The 17,762-nt window shown below is 71.5% G+C and carries 17 protein-coding genes and 1 tRNA gene; 8 read left to right on the plus strand and 10 right to left on the minus strand.

Annotated elements, in window-relative coordinates; translation table 11 throughout:
- Nucleotides 1-69: 69 nt before the first annotated feature.
- On the plus strand, nt 70-1,188 hold the full coding sequence (locus ABUW04_RS24640; RefSeq protein ID WP_380566761.1) for an LLM class flavin-dependent oxidoreductase: 1,119 nt from the start codon (nt 70-72) through the stop codon (nt 1,186-1,188).
- 44 nt (nt 1,189-1,232) lie between these two features.
- The gene (locus ABUW04_RS24645) at nt 1,233-1,889 is read left to right on the plus strand and encodes an FMN reductase (protein WP_380566641.1); all 657 of its coding nucleotides are present in this window, start codon (nt 1,233-1,235) and stop codon (nt 1,887-1,889) included.
- Nucleotides 1,890-1,906: 17 nt separating this feature from the next.
- On the opposite strand, the gene ABUW04_RS24650 is transcribed toward ABUW04_RS24645, so the two are convergent.
- The 5 genes from ABUW04_RS24650 to ABUW04_RS24670 form a co-directional block, all read right to left on the minus strand.
- Nucleotides 1,907-2,452 (minus strand): YbaK/EbsC family protein, encoded by a 546-nt coding sequence (locus ABUW04_RS24650; protein ID WP_380566642.1) that lies wholly within the window; start codon nt 2,450-2,452, stop codon nt 1,907-1,909.
- A 62-nt stretch (nt 2,453-2,514) separates the two neighbouring features.
- A complete protein-coding gene (locus tag ABUW04_RS24655) occupies nt 2,515-3,273 on the minus strand; it encodes an SDR family oxidoreductase (protein ID WP_380566644.1) in 759 nt (252 codons plus the stop codon).
- A gap of 106 nt (nt 3,274-3,379) precedes the next feature.
- Nucleotides 3,380-4,168, minus strand: a complete 789-nt coding sequence (locus ABUW04_RS24660) for an SAM-dependent methyltransferase (protein WP_380566645.1) — start codon at nt 4,166-4,168, stop codon at nt 3,380-3,382.
- Nucleotides 4,165-4,833 carry a winged helix-turn-helix transcriptional regulator gene (locus ABUW04_RS24665; protein ID WP_380566646.1) on the minus strand — a complete coding sequence of 223 codons (669 nt, stop codon included), beginning with the start codon at nt 4,831-4,833 and terminating at the stop codon, nt 4,165-4,167. Before ABUW04_RS24665 ends, ABUW04_RS24660 begins: the two co-directional genes overlap by 4 nt.
- Nucleotides 4,834-4,873: 40 nt before the next feature.
- Entirely contained in the window at nt 4,874-6,073 is a 1,200-nt protein-coding gene (locus ABUW04_RS24670) for an MFS transporter (protein ID WP_380566647.1), read from the minus strand.
- A 138-nt stretch (nt 6,074-6,211) separates the two neighbouring features.
- Between ABUW04_RS24670 and ABUW04_RS24675 the strand changes: the two genes are divergently transcribed.
- Nucleotides 6,212-6,682: an Lrp/AsnC family transcriptional regulator gene (locus ABUW04_RS24675; RefSeq protein ID WP_380566648.1), complete on the plus strand. Its 471-nt coding sequence runs from the start codon at nt 6,212-6,214 to the stop codon at nt 6,680-6,682.
- 227 nt (nt 6,683-6,909) lie between these two features.
- Complete coding sequence (locus ABUW04_RS24680; protein ID WP_380566649.1) at nt 6,910-7,851, plus strand: hypothetical protein; 942 nt, start codon at nt 6,910-6,912, stop codon at nt 7,849-7,851.
- A gap of 92 nt (nt 7,852-7,943) precedes the next feature.
- Here the strand turns inward: ABUW04_RS24680 and ABUW04_RS24685 are convergent.
- Nucleotides 7,944-8,015 (minus strand) — tRNA-Val (locus ABUW04_RS24685).
- 191 nt (nt 8,016-8,206) lie between these two features.
- Between ABUW04_RS24685 and ABUW04_RS24690 the strand changes: the two genes are divergently transcribed.
- The gene (locus ABUW04_RS24690; protein ID WP_051724972.1) at nt 8,207-9,451 is read left to right on the plus strand and encodes a coiled-coil domain-containing protein; all 1,245 of its coding nucleotides are present in this window, start codon (nt 8,207-8,209) and stop codon (nt 9,449-9,451) included.
- 32 nt (nt 9,452-9,483) lie between these two features.
- The gene (locus tag ABUW04_RS24695) at nt 9,484-9,702 is read left to right on the plus strand and encodes an FmdB family zinc ribbon protein (RefSeq protein WP_030251126.1); all 219 of its coding nucleotides are present in this window, start codon (nt 9,484-9,486) and stop codon (nt 9,700-9,702) included.
- Between the two features lie 48 nt (nt 9,703-9,750).
- On the opposite strand, the gene ABUW04_RS24700 is transcribed toward ABUW04_RS24695, so the two are convergent.
- From ABUW04_RS24700 to ABUW04_RS24710, 3 genes are all read right to left on the minus strand, one after another.
- Nucleotides 9,751-10,608, minus strand: coding sequence for an HAD family hydrolase (locus tag ABUW04_RS24700; RefSeq protein ID WP_380566650.1), 858 nt, complete (start codon nt 10,606-10,608; stop codon nt 9,751-9,753).
- On the minus strand, nt 10,605-13,124 hold the full coding sequence (locus ABUW04_RS24705) for a phosphoribosyltransferase (protein WP_380566651.1): 2,520 nt from the start codon (nt 13,122-13,124) through the stop codon (nt 10,605-10,607). Before ABUW04_RS24705 ends, ABUW04_RS24700 begins: the two co-directional genes overlap by 4 nt.
- A gap of 102 nt (nt 13,125-13,226) precedes the next feature.
- The gene (locus tag ABUW04_RS24710; RefSeq protein ID WP_030251119.1) at nt 13,227-14,405 is read right to left on the minus strand and encodes an HpcH/HpaI aldolase/citrate lyase family protein; all 1,179 of its coding nucleotides are present in this window, start codon (nt 14,403-14,405) and stop codon (nt 13,227-13,229) included.
- A gap of 395 nt (nt 14,406-14,800) precedes the next feature.
- Between ABUW04_RS24710 and ABUW04_RS24715 the strand changes: the two genes are divergently transcribed.
- Entirely contained in the window at nt 14,801-15,619 is an 819-nt protein-coding gene (locus ABUW04_RS24715) for a TerD family protein (RefSeq protein ID WP_380566652.1), read from the plus strand.
- Nucleotides 15,620-15,746: 127 nt separating this feature from the next.
- Here the strand turns inward: ABUW04_RS24715 and ABUW04_RS24720 are convergent, their stop codons facing one another.
- Nucleotides 15,747-16,478, minus strand: a complete 732-nt coding sequence (locus ABUW04_RS24720; protein WP_030251114.1) for a Tellurium resistance — start codon at nt 16,476-16,478, stop codon at nt 15,747-15,749.
- Between the two features lie 263 nt (nt 16,479-16,741).
- Here ABUW04_RS24720 and ABUW04_RS24725 point away from each other — a divergent pair, with 263 nt between their 5' ends.
- On the plus strand, nt 16,742-17,746 hold the full coding sequence (locus tag ABUW04_RS24725) for a DUF2637 domain-containing protein (protein WP_380566653.1): 1,005 nt from the start codon (nt 16,742-16,744) through the stop codon (nt 17,744-17,746).
- Nucleotides 17,747-17,762 lie beyond the last annotated feature (16 nt).

The raw sequence follows: 17,762 nt of genomic DNA on the forward strand, positions 1-17,762 counted from the left end.
CCTGTACCGCCCGTTGTTGCGCCTGTATAGTTGAACCATCAACTACTGGAGGAGCCAGCCATGACCGCCATGCAGTTCGGGATCTTCTCGGTCGGGGACGTGACCGTCGACCCCACCAACGGGGTGAAGCCGACCGAGCACGAGCGGATCAAGGCCATGGTGGCCATCGCGCTCAAGGCCGAGGAGGTGGGCCTGGACGTCTTCGCCACCGGCGAGCACCACAACCCGCCCTTCGTGCCCTCCTCCCCCACCACCATGCTCGGCCACATCGCCGGCCGCACCGAGAACCTGATCCTCTCCACCGCGACCACGCTGATCACCACCAATGACCCGGTGAAGATCGCCGAGGACTACGCGATGCTGCAGCACCTCGCCGACGGCCGGGTCGACCTGGTGATGGGCCGCGGCAACACCGGCCCGGTGTACCCGTGGTTCGGCAAGGACATCCGCGAGGGCATCAACCTGGCCGTCGAGAACTACGCGCTGCTGCGGCAGCTGTGGGACAACGACGTGGTCGACTGGCAGGGCAAGTTCCGCACCCCGCTGCAGGGCTTCACCGCCACCCCGCGCCCGCTGGACGACGTGGCGCCGTTCGTCTGGCACGGCTCCATTCGCAGCCCCGAGATCGCCGAGCAGGCCGCCTACTACGGCGACGGCTTCTTCGCCAACAACATCTTCTGGCCCAAGGAGCACTACCAGAAGCTGATCGCCTTCTACCGCAAGCGCTTCGCCCACTACGGCCACGGCACGCCCGAGCAGGCCATCGTGGGGCTCGGCGGCCAGGCGTTCATGGCCAAGAACTCGCAGGACGCGATCCGGGCGTTCCGGCCGTACTTCGACAACGCCCCGGTCTACGGCCACGGCCCCTCGATGGAGGAGTTCATGGCGGAGACCCCGCTGGTCGTCGGCAGCCCGCAGCAGGTCATCGAGCGCACCCTGGCGTTCCGCGAGCACTTCGGCGACTACCAGCGCCAGCTGTTCCTGATGGACCACGCCGGACTGCCGCTGAAGACCGTGCTGGAGCAGCTGGACCTGCTCGGCGAGGAGGTCGTCCCGGTGCTCCGCAAGGAGTTCGCGATCGGCCGCCCGGCCGGGGTCCCGGACGCGCCCACGCACACCGCCCGGGTCGCGGCGAAGGCGGCCGAGGCGGACGCCAAGCCCGACACCGCCGCCGCCACCACGTTCTGACACCAATTCACCAGCCGTACCAGTCAACACCGTTGGAGGACACCGTGACCGCCCCCGTCCGGATAGCCGTCGTCTCGGCCGGCCTCAGCCAGCCCTCGTCCACCCGACTGCTCGCCGACCGCCTGGCCGAGGCGGTCCGGGTGGGCCTGGACGGGCGGGGACGCGAGGTGGAGATCCGGGTGGTGGAGCTGCGGGAGCTGGCGCATGCGATCGCCGACAACCTGGCCACCGGCTTCCCAGGCGGCGCCCTGCGCGAGGCCGTGGACGCGGTGACCGGCGCGGACGCGGTCATCACGGTCACGCCGGTGTTCAGCGCCTCCTACAGCGGCCTGTTCAAGTCCTTCTTCGACGTGATCGACAACACCGCGCTGACCGGAAAGCCGGTGCTGATCGCCGCCACCGGCGGCAGCGCCCGGCACTCGCTGGTGCTGGACCACGCGCTGCGCCCGCTGTTCTCCTACCTGCGCGCCGTGGTGCTGCCCACCGGTGTCTACGCGGCCTCGGAGGACTGGGGCTCCGGCGACTCCGCGCTCACCGACAGCCTGCCCGGACGGATCACCCGCGCCGCGGGCGAACTCACCGCGCTGCTGGACCACGCCCGGCCGGAGGCCGCCGCCCCGCTCGACCGGGCCGACGACGAGGAGGAGCTCGACTTCCTCCCCTTCGACCAGCAGCTCGCCGCCCTGCGCCCGCAGGGCTGAGCCCTCGTCACTTTCCCTCAGCTGATCGGGAGTCCGAGTCCGTCGACCACCCGGGCTCCCGGAAGCCCTGCCAGCAGGGCTCCCGGGAGCCACAGCTTGGAACCCCGGATCCCGGACCCGACCACCACCCGCGGATGCGCCGCGACCACGGCGTCCACCAGGATCGGCCAGTCGGCCGGGAGCCCGATCGGGGTGATGCCGCCGTACTCCATCCCGGTCGCCGCCAGCACGGCGTCCAGCGGTGCGAAGGACGCCTTGCGGGCCTCCAGCAGCTGCCGCACCAGGCCGTTGACGTCCGCCCTGCTGGTGGCGGTCACCATGCAGGCCGCATAGGTGGTCACCCCGCCCCGCTTGGCGGCCACCACGACGCAGTTGGCGGATTCGGCGAGGGTCACCCCGTAGCGCTCGCAGAAGGCGGCGGTGTCGGCCAGTTCGGGATCGATCCCGGCGACCTCCACCCGGGCGGCGAGCTCAGCCGGCCAGCCGCGCAGTGCGGCCGCCACCGGCGGGGCCAGCAGATCGGTCCGGTCCAGCGCCGGGGTCAGGGCGAGTGCGGTGTCCATCGCCCCATACCACCAGCTCCGCCGCCCGGAAGCCAACTGCGGGCGGCGGGCCGGACGCTGCGTCAACCGGCCGGACGGATGTGGACTACGTCCTGCCCCACCTCGGGCGGGTTGGTCAGCAGTCCGTACAGCAGGCCCGCCACCGTGGCCGAGCTGAGCGGCTTGGCCGCGCCGACCCTGGTCAGGTAGCCGTCGGCCTCCCACACCGGGTGCGCGCGCCGACGGTCCTCGTCGCTGAAGTTCTCGACGAAGGCACTGTCGGCGATCGACCCCAGGATCACCAGACCGACCCTGATCCCGTCCGCGCGCAGCTCCCTCCGCATCGCGGCGGTGAAGCCGTTGAGGCCGTGCTTGCTCGCCGCGTACATCGACATCAGCGGCATGTGGTCCAGGGTGATCTCGGACGAGATGTTGAGGATGTCGCCGCCGCCCGCCGCGCGGAGCAGCGGCACCGCGGAGCGGACGGTGTGGATCGGGCCCAGCAGATTGGTGCCGACGCAGGCGTGGATGTCCTCGTCCCCGGTCTCCTCGATGGCGCGGATGCGTGCGACACCGGCGCAGTTGAGCAGGATGTCCACCCGCCCGAACCGCTTCTCGACCTCGGCGAAGGCCGCCCGGACACTGTCGCCGCTGCTCACGTCCGTCGGGATGGTCAGCACCGTCCCGGCCATCCCGAGCGCGGCCGCCTCCAGCCGGTCCGCGCGCCGGGCCAGCAGCACCACCTGGGCCCCGTTCTGCGCCAGCAGCTCCGCCGCGGCCCTGCCGACGCCCGTCGAGCCGCCGCTGACGACAGCGACCTTCCCCTGCACAGTGCCGGCCAAGGAGGCCTCCCCATCGAGAAGTTCCGGCCCAGCCGAGGGCTGGACCGGCAAGTCGATGAGAGGATACCTCTCTCATTTGGAGAGCGCGATATTCGCTGCAGAGCAATCAGGCTGCGGTTCGGAGGAAGAGGCCGCGGTGGACGGTCACCGTGCCCTCGCTGACGGCGACCGCGTAGTTGAGCATCCGCATCGGACCGTCCGCCAACAGCGCCGGGAGCGTGGCCCGGGTCTCGCCGCTCGCGAGGCGTTTCCCGAGGTCCTCGAACCACTGCCGGACCCACTCGGTCTCATCGACCCACTCCACGGGTTCGAAGCCGGCGGCCCGGACCGTGTCGCGCAACTCGTCCGCCGCGACCAGGAAGCTGTCGCTGCCGTCGAGCGACCAGGGCAGCGGCGGGGCCGGCCGGCCCCCGGCGCCGAGGCAGACCTCGAAGGTCGCGAAGGGCGCTCCCGGCCGGAGCCGGTGTGCGATCTCGGCGAAGAAGGCCTTCTTGTCCTCGACGTTCATCTGGACGTGCATGGTGTAGCCGGCGTCGAAGCCGTCCTGGTCGTAGCCGGCGATGTCACTGCAGAAGAACCTGACCCGTTCGGCCAGCCCCGCCGCGTCGGTCAGCTCCTGCGCCGCCTCGACGTAGGCGGACGTGATGTCGACGCCGACGACCGTCGCCCCGGTGGAGCGGGCGATCTGGCGGGCCGGACCGCCCAGTCCGGAGCCGATGTCGAGCACGGTCGACCCGGCCGCCAGGCGCAGGCCGGGTAGCAGCCGGTCGACGGCCTCCGGGCCGCCCGCGTGGAACTGGTCGAGCCAGTCCCGCTGCTGCTGGGTCAGCGCGGCCAGATCCGCTCCGGCGAGGCGTTCCATCGTGGCGACGAGGTCTGTTTCGGTGTAGGTCATGACGTGTCTCCTGACCGGGCGGGTGGACCTGCGGTGACGTGCAGAAGTTCGGTGAGCACGGACGGCGTGCCGGTGATCGCCAGGCCGAACGCCGTCGCCTGATCGGGACTCAGCAGACCGGAGAGGACGGCGCCGACGAGCTGGGGCTCCCCCGACAGCGTCACGTCGGCGCACCGGGCCGCCCCGCGCCGGATCTCGAACGCGCCGTGCCACAGCACCGCGTGGACCGCTTCGTCCCCGGCCTCGACCCCCACCACCACCTCGGCCCCCGGGGCGACCTGCGGCGCGAGCTCCAGCCCGGCGAACAGTGCGGTCCACTGCGGCTGGACCGCGTCCCCGACCTCCGGGCCGTCCAGCATCCGGCCCAGCCCCCAGCGCGCCAGCGCATGCACGACGTCCTGCAACTCGGCACCGCGCTCGGTGAGTTGGTAGAGGGTGGCGCCCACCGGCGCGGGTGCCTCGTAGCGCTCCAGCAGCCCCTCGGCCTCCATCGTCCTCAGCCGCTCGGCCAGCAGGTTCGTGGCGATGCCCGGCAGCCCCCGCTTGAGGTCGCTGTACCGGCTGGGCCCCAGCGCCAGCAGCTCCCGAACGATGAGCAGCACCCACCGGTCCCCGACCACGTCCAGCGCGCGGGCCACGGAGCAGTACTGCTGATAGCTCTTCATGGGCCCACTCTAGAGCGGTGTTGTTTATTTTTTCAAGCTTCTACTTGAATCTATCAAGTGCGGGACTGAGGGCGATGCCCAGGGCAGCACACCCACACGTCATCCACCAGGTCGAGTGCCAGCCGCCGGTGCGGGTGGCCAGAGCCGCGGCGAGGGTGGGGCCGATGAAGCTGCCGGCATTGAACAGTTGCTGGATCAGACCCATGGCGGCAGGCGCCGAGCCGCCCTTCGGGGTCAGCTCCGCGACCATGCGCAGCAGGGTCGCGGGTATCGCGCCGCCGATCAGCGAGAAGGCCGCGATGCACAGGAACTGCCCGGTGGTTCCGGTGGGCAGCGTGCGCCAGTCCGGGGCGAAGGCCAGCACGGAGGTGGCGGCCATCAGCGCGAAGGCGGGGACGAGCACGGCCCGGGCCGGCAGACCGCGCTTCAGGAGCGCCGCGGTGGCGATCGAACCGACGGCGTTCGCCGCTCCGACCACTGCGGTGAGCACACCCGGCCAGACACCCGCCATGCCACCGTCCCGGTAGATGGTGGGCAGGAACCCGACCACCGCCATCCACTGGAGCGTGTAGCAGGCGAAGACCAGACCGGCCGTCCAGGGGCCGGAGGAACGGACGGTGCGTCCGATCCGGGCGACCGCCGCCACCGCGCCGCGTGCGCCCGCGGCCCGGTCCCGGGGAACCCGGGCCAGCACCCAGGGCAGCGGCGCGGGCGCGAGCACGGCCATGGCCCACCACCACACCCGCCACGACACCACCTGCAGCACCAGCGCACCGGCGATCAGCCCGACGAAGGTGGAGATGCCCTGGTAGGCGCCCCAGAAGCCGATGGCCGTGGCCAGTCGCCCCGGCGGCGCGCTACGACGGACCAGCCCCGGACCGGTCACCGCCACCAGGATGAAACCGGCCCCCTCGACCGCCCGGGAGGCCAGCAGCGGCGCCGCCGACCAGGCGAAGCCGCCGGCCACCGACCCCAGGCACAGCAGCACCAGCCCCCCGCTCAGGCAGCGCCGCTCGCCGATCAGTTCGGCCAACAGCGACACGGCGAGTCCGCCGAGCATCCCGGCCAACTGCACCACCCCCAGCAGCGTCCCGGCCTGAACCAGCGACAGCGACAGGTCGTGCCGCAGGGCCGGGAGGGCAGGCGGCAGCTTCCACACCTGCAGCCCGGCGACCACCCCTGCGGCGACGACGACGATCCAGGCGTTGCCGCTCCCGGCGGGGTGCGTCTTCAAGGCCATGGCGGCGGTCCTTCTTCGGGGCAGGAGGGCGACAGGTCCCACCACCTTGGACACACGCCGGTGCATCAGCGCAACACAGTCCATCATCACTATGACAGATGCTCAACGAATCATGCTTTGGATGTCAGAATGCCCAACATGACACTGATGGACCCCTTGGACGCCCGCATCGTCCTGGCCCTGGACGACGATCCTGACGCCACGATCCTCGCCCTGGCGCAGACCCTCGGCGTGGCCCGGAACACCGTCCATGCCCGACTGCGCCGGATGGCCGCCGACGACATGCTCAAGCCCTTCAGCCGGCGGGTCGATCCCGCCGCCCTCGGCTACGGCCTGGTGGCGTTCATGTCCCTGGCGGTGAGTCAGGCCGAGCCCGAGGGCGTCCACCAGGGGCTCCTCGCCGTCCCCGAAGTCATCGAGGTCCACTACACCACCGGGGACGCGGACCTCCTCGCCCACGTCGTGGCCAGGGACACCGCCGACCTGCACCGGATCACCAAGGCGATCCTCGCCATCGACGGCGTCGACCGGACCAGCACCGCCGTCTCCCTGGCCGAGGTCATCCCCTACCGGCCCCGCTCCCTGCTGCACCGCCTGGCCAACGGCTGACCCCCGGCCGCCCCGATCGCCGCTGAGACGTTCGCCCGTCATGTGTTCCATCAATTCCGGTGACATGAACAAGCCCCACGTAGGAAGCCGGTGGGGATCTCCGTCGTGATCCAGATGAACCATGCCTTGTGTCGTGCGGCACCGGGCAGGATGCTGGGCGACGTCGGTCGTCGGCCGGATCGTCCGGCCGGACGACTCTGCGGCCGGCTGCACGTCAGGGGGAATGCATGAGTGATCAGACTGACCTCGGCAAGGGAGGATATGAAATCCGCCCGTTCTCCGAGGACTGGCCCGACGAGATCAAACGACTCCGGGACGAAGTGGTCGCCGTTCTCCATAAGATCAGCCCGTTCTACATGGCTCCGCCCGACCCCGACGATGTCGCACTGGAGGGCAAGGTAACCGCCCTGGTAGCTCCCTACGGGCTGAAAGAGAACGAACGGCACAGCACAATCACGGACGCCGTTGCGACCGTGGGCGAGCAGATCCAGAACTTCGCAGCCTCGCGAAACGACATGGGCCACAAGTACATTTGGTCGGCCCCCGCGATCACCATGAAGCTGGACGGCGTCTTGCTGACCGGGACCCTGGAAGCCATGGGCGATTTCCGCAACTACCTGCGGGCCACCGCGAACAGGTTTGCCGATATGACCGGCGGTGAGACCCGCAAACAACTGCAGGACCTTGTGCAGTCCCAGCCGATCGACTCGACGACGCGAGTGCTCGTCGAGCAGTATGCGCTCGTCTGCGGTCTCGCCGGCAGGATGATCGACGCAGGAAACGCATTCCTGAACCTCGACGCCCAACTGCGCGTGGCTCTCGAGTTCTACGCCGAAGGGAGGGCACCGCAGGGATGGTGGGACAAGCTTCCTGCGCCCCTGCGGAGTGTTTTCGACGAGGGAACCTGGGTAATCATCGACGAGTCCCTACGGATCGCTGCCGAGCACGGTCTCGGCGGCGCACTCGGCCCCTTCACCTCAATACCGGTGGCGGTAACACGCACCGTCCTCACGATCAGAAAAGAACGTGAGCACGAGAAGCGTAAGTTCCGGAGGGATGACGTCGATGAACTGCTGGACCTGGCCGACCAACTGACCAAGGCCAATGATGTGGCGAACGAGCTCGGGCGTTCGATCGACGCCATCGTGCTGGCCTCCCGATTCGCCTGACGAGCACGGGACGGCGATCCGATTCGGGGCGATGGCCGACTCTCGCCCTGCGACTCGGTCAGACCTCTGACCTGCAGGTTTGCAATCAATTGTGGGCGCAGACGGTTTCGAACCGCCGACATCCGCCTTGTAAGGGCGGCGCTCTACCGCTGAGCTATGCGCCCGTGCGCGAGGTAAGGATACCTGCTCCGGAGGGTGCCCGTTGTCGGGCCGGGGCCGGGCCGGGGCCGGGCCGGTGATCGGAACCGGTGTCCGCTGCATGTCAGGTTGAGTGCGGCGGCGCGGGCGGGGGTGCGAGGATGGGGACGGCGGGCCGACGCGGCCTGGTGGCAGGGCATGTGGAGCGGGAGAAGACGTGGCGTCGGGATCAGCGCGATGGGGGCGTGGCGATGCTGGGCGCGCGGCCGCGCAGGCCGCCAAGGATGCGGCCGCACAGGCGTTCCTGGACCTGGACACGGTGCAGCGGGACGTGCGGATCTCGGTGGAGGCGGTGGCCGCCTCCGACAACTCCCCCAACGCCCGCCGCGCGATCGCGGACTTCGCCGCACTCGGCACCAGGATCGACCAGGCCAGCCAGGAGTACATCACCGCCCTCGACGCCCATGACCTGGACGCCGAGGACCTCGACCACGGCTCGGCCAACCAGGCCCGGCAGCAGCTGGAACGGGCCAAGCAGCAGCTGGTCGCGGTGAAGACGGAGCTGGAGCGCTTCGCCGGCTTCCTGCAGCCGCTGGTCGCCGCGGCCGAGACCCAGCTGGCGCAGGTCGGCCCGGCCGTGGAGCGGGCCAAGCGGGCCTGGCTGGCGGCCAGCAACGCGCTGGACGCGGTCAAGGCGGCCAGGATCGGCTCCGAGGACCTGTCCCGGCAGCTGGCCGCGCTCGGGCCGCAGCTGCAGCTGATCGGCGAGGGGGCGGGCAAGCACGGCGTGCAGACCGTGCTGCGCACCGCGGCGGACGTGCAGCGCAGCGCCGAGAAGATCCGCGCCGAGGCCGATCGGCTGCCGGAGCAGGCCCGCGAGATCGACCAGCGGCTGGCGTCGCTGCGGACCCGCACCCAGGCGCTGGAGACCAGGGCCGGCAACATCGGCCCCACCCTGAGCGAGCTGCGCCGCCGGTTCAGCTCGGCCTGCTGGGTGGACCTGCAGAACGTCCCCGAGCAGACCGAGGCCGCGGTCCGCAACGCGCAGCAACGGCTGGCCGAGGCGGCCAAGGCCAGGGACGAGCAGCACTGGCCGGACGCGATCAGCATCCTGGCGACCACCCGCACCCTGCTGAACACCGCGGACGGGGCCGTCGCCACCGTCAACGAGCGGCTGCACTCGCTGAACGAGGCCCAGCGCGCGCCGCAGGCCGAGATCGAGCGCACCCGCTTCGCGCTGCGCGACGCGCAGCGGCTGGCGATGGCCGGGCGCAGCTCGCCCGACCCGCGGCACGCCGGCCCGCTGGACGCCGCGGTGGAGCGTCTGGACCGGGCCGAACAGGGGTTGACGGGGCGTCACCCCGACTACTGGCACTTCCTGACCGAGCTGGCGGCGGTCCGGGAGACCGCGGCGCAGGTGGTCCAGGCGATCCGCGAGGAGCGGGGCGCGGGACACCGGTAACCGGGGGGCGATCAGGCCGTACAGTTGGCGGCATGCCTCGCTATGACTACCGCTGCCGCACCTGCGGTGCCACGTTCGAACTCCGCCGCCCGATGTCCCAGTCGGACGCCCCGGCGATGTGCCCGGCCGGCCACGGCGACGCCGTCAAGCTGATGTCGATGGTCGCCGTGACCGGCACCGCCTCCGGCGGCGCTGCCGCCCCCGCCGAGGGCGGCGGAGGCGGTTGCTGCGGCGGCGGGTGCTGCGGCTGACCACCCCGCACGCGGCGCCGCCGGCGCGGCCCCGTCAGCGCAGTCCCGTCAGCGCACGGGTGTGCGCACCCGGACCCGGGCGAGGAGTCGCCGGACGATCTCCTCGCCCGCCGCCACGCCCACCTGCTCCAGCGCGGTCACGCCCGGCGCGGTCCAGCCGGTGTCGGCCAGCTCGCCGTGCCCGGGCCGGTAGCCGGCGTCCGCGGCCAGCAGCAGCTCGGCGTCCAGCAGCGAGTCCCCGGCGGTGAGCACCGTGGAGGCCCCGGTGCGCCGCTCCACCTCGGCCAGCGCCGCCGACTTGGTCAGCGGCTGCGGCACCAGGTAGATCTTCCGGCCCTGCAGCGAGACGGTGTAGCCGCGCTCGTCGGCCCAGCCGGTCAGCTCGGCGACCCAGCCCTCGGGCAGCAGCTCCCGCTCGACCACCAGGTAGGCGAAGAGCTCCTCGGCGACCCGCCGCTTCAGGGTCCACTCCGGGTCGGCCTCCAGCGCCAGGTGGCGCACGATCTCGTCCAGCGGCGCGCAGCTCGTCGCCAGGGTGGACGAGATGTGCGCGGTCCAGTCCTCGTCAGTGACCCCGTCCACCAGCAGCCGTCCGCCGTTGGCGCAGATCGCGTAGCGGGGGGCCCAGCCCGGGACGGGTCCCGGCAGGTGCACCCGCTGGTACTGGGCCCGGGTGCGGGTGGTCACCGGGACGAACTCGGCCGCCGTGATCAGCTCGACCAGCAGTTCGGCGCAGTGCTCGGTCATGAAGGACAGCGGCTTGCCGTTGTGCACCTCGACCGCCAGCAGCCGGGGCGCGGTCTCGTCGGACATGTCCAGGGCCAGCGCCCGCGGCGAGTAGATCAGGGTGCGGTCCAGGTCGCTGCCGACCAGGAAGCGCCGCTCGGTGTGCTCGGAGTCGCTCATACCGCGGTGCCCCCGTCCCCGGTCGCACCGCGGGTGTACTGCGGGTGGATCAGTCCGACGCAGCTGTAGGGCAGGTCGTCGACCACCTCCACCGGTACGCCGCGCTGCTCGGCCAGCAGCCGGACGTGGCGCAGCTCGGCCTCCGCGCCGCGCCGTACCAGCACCTTCCAGGGGACGCGCCGCAGCAGGACCCGGGTGGTCTCGCCCACTCCCGGCTTGACCAGATTCACGCTGTTGATGCCGTACTCCTCGCTGATGCGCTCCACGGCGGCCCAGCCGGACCAGTCGGGTTCGCGTTCGGGGCTGTCGGCGGCGGCACTGGCGCTGACATCGGGGCTGACGCGTGGGAAGTGCGCGGTGATCGCGTCCAGGAACTGCTCGGAGACGTCGCCGTCGGCGAGCTCGCGGTAGAACTTGGCGCCGTGGAAGTCGTCCGGCCCGATCAGGTCCGAGCGCAGCACGGTGCGGGAGACCAGCCCGGACACGGTGGAGTTGAGGCAGGCCGAGGGGATCAGGAAGTCCTCCCTGGTCCCGAAGGTCCGCACGCAGTGGCCCGGGTCGGCCAGCACGGCCATCTCCGGGTTGAAGCCGGTGCCCGCCAGCGCCTCGGCCAGCTCGCGGGTGATCGCGCCCTTGCCGGTCCAGCCGTCGACGAAGACCACGTCGGCGGCGTTGTGACGGTCCGCCAGATAGCGCAGGGCGACGGTGTCGATGCCCCGGCCGCGGACGATGGACACCGCGTAGTGCGGCAGGTCGATCCCGTGCGCGTACTGCGCCCAGCGGCGCATCAGCACGCCGACCGGGGTCCCGGCGCGGGCCAGCGAGGCCAGCACCACGCCGCGGCCGCGCTCGGCCAGTACGGTCTCGGTGACCACGGCCACGGCCTCGGCCATCCGTCCCGCCGACTCCCGCAGGGCCTGCTGGAACAGCTCCTGGTAGGCGGCGGTGGGCTGGTATTCCACCGGCAGCGACTCGGCGTAGTGGGCGCCGCCCTGCTGGATGGCCTCCTCACGCTCCTCGGTCGGTGCCTCCAGGGTGACCTCGGAGAGGTCCTTGAGCAGCCAGGAGACCTCCTCTGCGCGGTAGGAGGAGAAGGCGGGGCCGTACAGCGGCTCGGGGAGCGGGCCGGAAGCAGCGGCCGCACCGGCCGCCGGCCGCTCCCGGCCCGGACGGTGCGCGGGCACCACGGCCAGCAGCACCCGGTCGGTGACGCCGCGCAGCCGGTCCAGCAGCCCGCGGCCCGGGGTGTGCAGCGGCGCCCGGTCGCCGTGGTCGTCGACGACCAGCACGATGGCGTCGAAGCGGCGGGAGGGGTCGCTGCCGGGGGCGACGTTGTAGGCGTAGCGGCGGCCCTCGCCGTCGGCGGGGGCGTCGTGCGAGGGGAAGGCGAGGCGGGTCCGCAGGGCGTAGCCGGGGTGGTCGACGGTCAGCGCCGGGGAGCGGGTGGTGGTGGAGAAGCGCACCTCGCTGCCCTCGCCCAGGCGCTCCGCGAGCGCGCCCGCGAGCCGCAGCGGCGCGTACATCAGCTCCTCATGGCCCAGCACCAGGACCCGGCGCGGCGCGGTCCCGCCGTCCGGCTGGCCACCGTCCGACTGCCCGCCGGGCAGCTGCTCCGCGAGCCGCTCCGCCATCGCCGGCAGCGCCTGCTCCAGCCGTGCCCGGTCGGCGGCGCTGAAACCGTGCCGGCCGCCGTCCGGCAGCCCGGCCGGCCAGCCGAGCTCCACCCGGGTCAGCGGGGCCAGCGGCCCGGCCGAGGGCACCTTGCAGCCCTGCCGGGTCTCCTCGGCGGCCACCAGTGCGGCGCCGCGCTCCAGCACGCCCTCCGGCAGCCGCACCGCGCCGGTGGCGGTGGCCACCACGTCGATGCGGACTCCCAGCTCGGCGGCGGTCTTGGCGAAGACCTCGCGGTCCTCGGGGCTGCGGGTGTCGACCAGCGCGGCGACCACGTAGTGCCCGCGCGGGTACCGCCCGTGCAGGGCGGCCACGGTGTTCAGCACGGTACGGCCGGTGGACAGCTCGTCGTCGACCAGGACCAGCGGTCCGTCGCCGCCGAGGAAGTCCGGGTCGGCCGGGAGCAGCAGGTGGGAGGTGGCGTGCGAGTGCTCCTCCTCGAACTCCACCGCCGCGATGCCGGCGACCGGGCGACGGGTCGAGTGCAGATAGCGGGCGGCCGTTCCGGGGCCGCCGCCGAGGCCGTCCGCCACGCAGTGGCCCAGGCCGGTCGCCGTCTCCGCGTAGCCGAGCACCACCGGAGCGGCCTGCGGGCCGAGCAGTTCCCGCACCGCCTCGCCGAGCCGGTGGCCGGCGCCGTAGACCATCTCGGGCAGCTGCGGCACGTGCTTGCCCAGCACCTGCGACACCAGCAGATGCGCCCGGCGCGGATTCTGCCGCAGCGCCAGGCCCAGCAGCTCCCGCACGGACGGCTCCGGCAACCGGACGCCGAGCCGCTGCTCGACCCACTCCCCCGGCCACACGGTCCCGCTGTCCCGCCCCTGGATCTGCTGCTCAGCCGTCATCGTCCTGCTTTCGTCGTTCGTTCGTGCGTGTACATGCGCATGTCCGTCCACTCCCCTCAGTCCATCACAGGGGAGTGACCGTCAGATGTCCCGCAGCCCTCGTCAGGGGCACAGGCAGGCAGCCAGGAGTTCGGCGAAGGTGACGCCCTCGCGCGCCACACCGAAGACCGAGGCCCGCAGCATCACCCGCTGCGCCCAGGCGCGGTGCGGCTTCACCTCGTTCATCTTGTTGGTGTAGGCCGACCGCATCACCCCGCCGCCGGACCGGTCCTCGTGCAGGATGTCCATCGCGTCCGACCACTCCTCGTGGCTGGCGACGGACAGCGCGTGCACCGCGGGGACATGGCTGGGGTGGATGCAGGTCTTGCCGAGCAGGCCGTTGGCCCGGTCCAGTTCGATCTCCCGGATCAGCCCGTCCAGGTCGTGCGCGATCAGCTTGCGGCGCACCTCCTCGGTCGGCGGCTCCGTCCCGGCGAACGGGGTGCTGCGCAGCTGCGGCTTGAACTTCCGCTCCTGGACCGGGAAGTACTCCCACACCGGGCCGGTGACGGTGTATCCGGTGCCGTCGGCCCGGCCCAGCACATTGACCACGTCGCCGATGACCGAGGCGACCAGCTGGACGTCGTAGGCGGTGAGGTCCGGGGGCCGGCGCAGCCCGTACGCGGAGCTGAGGTCGGTGACGCCGAGCCGGACCGCGAGCACCTGCTCGCGGTGCTTCTCCAGCACCAGCGCGATCCCGGCCAGGGTCTCCCGGCGGGTCTCCAGATGGGCGAGCTCCGGGGACTCCAGCACCGGCATCGCGAACAGCCGCTGACCGGTGCTGCCGCGCACCTGGTCCAGCGCCTCCAGGAACGGCAGTCCGCTCTCCTCGGTGAACTTGGGCATCACGAAGCCCGACAGCACCGCCAGCGCGGGGCCGAGCCGGGCCGCGAGGTCCACGATCTGCTCGGGCCGGCGCACCCGGACGAACAGCAGCGGCAGCTGCTCACCGGCCTCGACGCGCTCCAGCAGCGGCGGCAGCTGCCGGACCAGGTTGGCCTCGGCGGCGTCCACCTCGCTGTCGTCTATCGCGTCCTCCAGGCAGAGCACCATCGACACCACGCCGTGGGCGGCCTGCTTGCGGATGTCGTCGTACAGCCGGGGCCGGGTGGCCGGCGAGTACAGGGTGGCGCCCAGTGCGGTGGACAGCACCGCGGGATCGCTGGACCGATCAAATTCAGCCGGTTCACGGAGGAAGAGGCGCTCACGGGTCTCGGCGTCGAGCTGACTGAAATGGCGCATGGCCCCTCCTCGGGATTCCTGGGCGTGACAGCATGGTTGTTCTCTGCTGCGGAGAGTGGGACGTCCGGGACCACGGGGGCCGTTAACGATAATCGTACGGATCCAGCGGTAAGAATCCAGTCAAGAAACCTGCTGTTCTCGGAACAGTGGCATCCGCTTAACATGCCCACCGGGCTCATCCACTGATCGACTCCGGCACCGGTGGTACACGTCGGTTCTCAGCCATGCTGCTCGCTGTCCAGGTGAGCGGCAACCCGACCGCGACGCGTCGGCGTGCGACGCGCCCGGCCCGGTTCCACCGGCGCCGCCCCGCCGCCTACCCTGGTGCCCGGCACATGTTTCCCGCCGGTGGCGTCCGCAGCAGCGCTGAAACAGAGGGAGAGCGTCAACCCGTTATGACCAAGGTCATGCCCAAGGGCTCCAACACACCGCTCACCAAGGTGGACGCGGTGCGCGCGGTGCTGCGCTGGCGTGTCGTCCCCGGTGCTCCCGACGTGGACGTGTCAGCCCTGCTGCTCGGCCTGGACGGCAGGGTCGGCTCGGACGACGACTTCGTCTTCTACAACCAGCCGCGGCACCCGTCCGGGCTGGTCCGGCACCGGTCCAAGGCCAGGATCGGCGACGACGTCACCGAGACCATCGACATCGACCTGGCGCTGCTGCCCACCGAGATCGACCGGGTGGTGGTGGGCGGCTCGGTCGAGCACGGCGACTTCGACGAGATCCCCGAGCTGCGGATCCTGCTGTTCGACATCGCCGGAGGTCCCGGCGCGGAGGCCATCGCCCGCTTCGACATCGCCGACACCACCGGGGTCACCGCGCTGCTCTGCGGCGAGCTGTACCGGCGCGGCGGGGGTTGGAAGTTCCGGGCCATCGGCCAGGGGTACTCCTCCGGGCTGGTGGGTCTGGCCACCGACTTCGGCATCACCGTCGACGAGGAGGAGCCGGCCGCGACCGCGGCTGTCGCAGAAGCGGCACCGGTCACGGAGCCCGCGCCCGAGCCGGAGCTGGTCATCCCCCCGCCGCCGAGCCACCCGCCGACGCCCCCGGCCCCGCAGCCGGCCGTCGAACCCGCAGCAGCGGCAGCGGCCCAGCCGGCGGCCTCGCACGGCTACGGGTACCCGCCGCCGTACCAGCAGCCCGTCCTGCTGCCCGAACCCGAGGGCTTCGTACTGCCGCTCCAGGGGCCCCAGTTCCAGGGCGGCCAGCGGTAGGTCCGTTTTCGGGGTGCTGCAACTGACCCACCGTGGGCAAGTTGCACTACCCAGGGGCGCGGGGAACTGCGCGACAAACCATGCACAAGCCGCACCCGAAAAGAGACCAACCAACCCGCCGTAGGCGTCATGCGCTGGGCGACTTGACCCCCCGCTGCCACTGCAGCCCCCACCCGTACAGCCGGTCGAGCTCCGCCTGGAAGCCGTAGACGTACTTGGCCTCCCGTCGGACCGTCAGGTTCCCGCCCTTGTTCTCGATCAGGGCCACCGCACACGACCTGGCCTGCGTCGCCCGCTGTTCCAGCCGGACCTCGATCGGCCTGCCGCCGGGCGGGGCCAGGGTGACCACCGCGTGGGTGCGGTCGAAGGCCGGGGTCTCGTCGTAGATGTAGACGAAGATCAGGATGCGCTTGAAGTTGTCCTTCTTCTCCAGGTCGATGTAGAGCATCTCCCCGGACGGCGCCCCGGACCGGTCGTCCCGGCTGAGCCGGATGAACGGCGAGTGCTGCAGGTCGCCGTAGAAGTTGCCCAGCGGCTGCACCACCCCCTTGGTGCCGTCGGCCAGTTCGTACAGTGCGCCGAGGTCGAGGTCCACCGCCAGGATCTGGTTGACCGACTGCGGCATCGTCATCGGCCGGAACAGGGTCGGGTGCAGCAGCCCCCGCAGCCGCTCCCCCGCGGGCCGCGCGGCCGGCTCCGCCTCCCGCGCGGTCCAGTGCAGGTTGACCTGCATGGTCCCGTGCACCGTGCCCAGATCGCTCAGTGACACCAGGGGCGAGCCCTTGGTCAGTGTCAGCCGGTCCACCCCTGGACCGAAGGTCTGGTCCGTCCTGCGCATGAAGTCCCGAATACCCGCCATGTCCCCACCCCTCCGTACTTCTCCCTGGCACCCACCAGCGGAGTACCCATCCGCCGGGCTTCCCGCACCCCTGACTGGAGGTCACAACTGGCTCAGGCGTACGATGCGTTCTCTGCTGACGCGATATCGTCATGCACGCACGCGTGTCGAGGCGTCAACTCCGCCGCCTCCGGGGGACACCGTCGTCGCACCATCGCCCGACCCTGTCCCCCCAGTCCATGGCCCCCCGTGCCGACCGACCCGAAGCCGAGGCTATCCGCTTTATGAACCTTTCCTCCATACAGCTGGTGTGGCTGGCCGTTGGATGTGCGATCGCCCTGGTCATCGCGGTCGTCATGGGCCTGCTGCGCACCAAGAAGCCCAAGCACGCCGCCGAGCCCAGCGACTCCTGGGAACGCAGCGAAGCACGCCGCCGCCGCAAGGAGACCATCTACGGCAGCGCGTCCTACGTCCTGCTGTTCGCCTGTGCCTCGGTCGCCGCGGCGCTCTCCTTCCACGGACTGGTCGGCTTCGGCCAGCAGAACCTGAACCTCTCCGGCGGCTGGGAGTACCTGGTCCCCTTCGGCCTCGACGGCGCCGCGATGTTCTGCTCGGTGCTCGCGGTCCGCGAGGCCAGCCACGGTGACGCCGCCCTCGGCTCCCGCATGCTGGTCTGGCTCTTCGCCGGCGCCTCCGCCTGGTTCAACTGGGTGCACGCGCCGCGCGGCGGCGACCACAACGGCGCCCCGCAGTTCTTCGCCGGCATGTCGCTGTCGGCCGCGGTGCTGTTCGACCGGGCGCTGAAGCAGACCCGCCGTGCCGCGCTGCGCGAGCAGGGCCTGGTGCCCCGCCCGCTGCCGCAGATCCGGATGGTCCGCTGGCTGCGCGCGCCCGTCGAGACCTACCAGGCCTGGTCGTTGATGCTGCTGGAGAACGTCCGCACGCTGGACGACGCGGTCGAGGAGGTCCGCGAGGACAAGCGCGAGCGCGAGGCCGCCGCCGCCCGGCAGCGCAGCGAGAACCGGCGCGAGCGCGCCGAGTTGAAGGCCATCTCGCGTTCCGCACCGCTGCGCGAGCTGACCACGCTGGAGGCGTCCGGCAGTGCCGAGACCGCCGCCGCGCTGGAGCCGGCCTCGCCCCGCGGCGTGCTGCCGCGGCGCCGTCGCCACGACGCGCTGGAGAGCACCGCCCCGGCGTCGGCGACCGTCTCCGACGACGGTGACTCCCCGCTGCCGCGGCTGGACTCGCTGGAGAAGAAGCTCAAGGACCTGGAGCAGCAGTTCGGCTGAGCCGCCGACCGGGAGG

This window comes from Streptacidiphilus jeojiensis (assembly GCF_042510965.1).
Lineage (GTDB): Bacteria > Actinomycetota > Actinomycetes > Streptomycetales > Streptomycetaceae > Streptacidiphilus > Streptacidiphilus jeojiensis.

Bases quoted from the DNA above. Each gene is read 5' to 3' on its own strand.
- ABUW04_RS24640 (WP_380566761.1), top strand. From the start codon at position 70: ATGCAGTTCGGGATCTTCTCGGTCGGGGACGTGACCGTCGACCCCACC.
- ABUW04_RS24650 (WP_380566642.1), bottom strand. From the start codon at position 2,452: ATGGACACCGCACTCGCCCTGACCCCGGCGCTGGACCGGACCGATCTG.
- ABUW04_RS24660 (WP_380566645.1), bottom strand. From the start codon at position 4,168: ATGACCTACACCGAAACAGACCTCGTCGCCACGATGGAACGCCTCGCC.
- ABUW04_RS24665 (WP_380566646.1), bottom strand. From the start codon at position 4,833: ATGAAGAGCTATCAGCAGTACTGCTCCGTGGCCCGCGCGCTGGACGTG.
- ABUW04_RS24670 (WP_380566647.1), bottom strand. From the start codon at position 6,073: ATGGCCTTGAAGACGCACCCCGCCGGGAGCGGCAACGCCTGGATCGTC.
- ABUW04_RS24675 (WP_380566648.1), top strand. From the start codon at position 6,212: ATGACACTGATGGACCCCTTGGACGCCCGCATCGTCCTGGCCCTGGAC.
- ABUW04_RS24680 (WP_380566649.1), top strand. From the start codon at position 6,910: ATGAGTGATCAGACTGACCTCGGCAAGGGAGGATATGAAATCCGCCCG.
- ABUW04_RS24695 (WP_030251126.1), top strand. From the start codon at position 9,484: ATGCCTCGCTATGACTACCGCTGCCGCACCTGCGGTGCCACGTTCGAA.
- ABUW04_RS24700 (WP_380566650.1), bottom strand. From the start codon at position 10,608: ATGAGCGACTCCGAGCACACCGAGCGGCGCTTCCTGGTCGGCAGCGAC.
- ABUW04_RS24705 (WP_380566651.1), bottom strand. From the start codon at position 13,124: ATGACGGCTGAGCAGCAGATCCAGGGGCGGGACAGCGGGACCGTGTGG.
- ABUW04_RS24710 (WP_030251119.1), bottom strand. From the start codon at position 14,405: ATGCGCCATTTCAGTCAGCTCGACGCCGAGACCCGTGAGCGCCTCTTC.
- ABUW04_RS24715 (WP_380566652.1), top strand. From the start codon at position 14,801: ATGACCAAGGTCATGCCCAAGGGCTCCAACACACCGCTCACCAAGGTG.
- ABUW04_RS24720 (WP_030251114.1), bottom strand. From the start codon at position 16,478: ATGGCGGGTATTCGGGACTTCATGCGCAGGACGGACCAGACCTTCGGT.
- ABUW04_RS24725 (WP_380566653.1), top strand. From the start codon at position 16,742: ATGAACCTTTCCTCCATACAGCTGGTGTGGCTGGCCGTTGGATGTGCG.